This is a genomic window from Vibrio sp. 378 (genome assembly GCF_033339435.1).
On the sequence record NZ_JAWOUO010000415.1, the window covers coordinates 1 to 773 of the forward strand.

General features: G+C 47.6%; 1 pseudogene. It reads right to left on the reverse strand.

Going from position 1 to position 773, the window contains the following annotated elements:
- Positions 1 to 773: pseudogene (locus R7Q48_RS26650) on the reverse strand (hypothetical protein); the annotation flags it as partial.

Sequence of the window (773 nt, forward strand, 5' to 3'; positions counted from 1 at the left end):
TTGGTCGTAATCCACGATCGTCGTTGGAAGAGAAAGCGCTATCGTATCGCTATCATTCGTCTGCTCAAGCGGTTTGAACTGTTCAAATTGGTACGTGCCGTCGGTGTTTAAAGAGATACTTAATACCACCTCTCCCGTGCCAGCTACGGTTAACGTGATGTTACTGCCATCATCAGACAAGGTCGCAACCGTCGCTTGGTTGTCAGTTAATAAACCATCAAATTGCGACAAACTTTCCTGATTAAAAGTGACAGAAGCCAACTGGTCACTGCCAATTTCGACAAACGTCCCCGTGATTGGCGTCGATGAAGATTCTTCGTTCTCAAACGAGATGTCTTGCGGCGCTGGATTATCACCATCGATAATCGTCGTGACAAAGTCAATTGGCGTACGAATGCTGTTACCACCAATATCGGTACCCGTCATCTCAAACTCAATACTGATGCGGTCACCAACAATCGACACCTGCCCGTCATTTACAGACGCAACATGGTCAATGCCTTGGCTTATGGTGGTTGTCACCTCCAACTCGATATCACGCCCTAACGAAGTCGCTTCAATTTCAATACGTAGGACTTCATTGCCATCTTGAACACCAATGATGGCATTTTGCGCTTCGTCGTATGAGAACTCGACAGCTTTACCACCAGATTGAATATCGGTGTTCAACTCGGCCAGTAGCGACTCTAGTGAAGCAGCAGATGGCACAAATGAGCTAGGGTCAAGCGGGAGATCGCCCGCCTCAACGGATACGCTGGTTGCAATAGATTGAG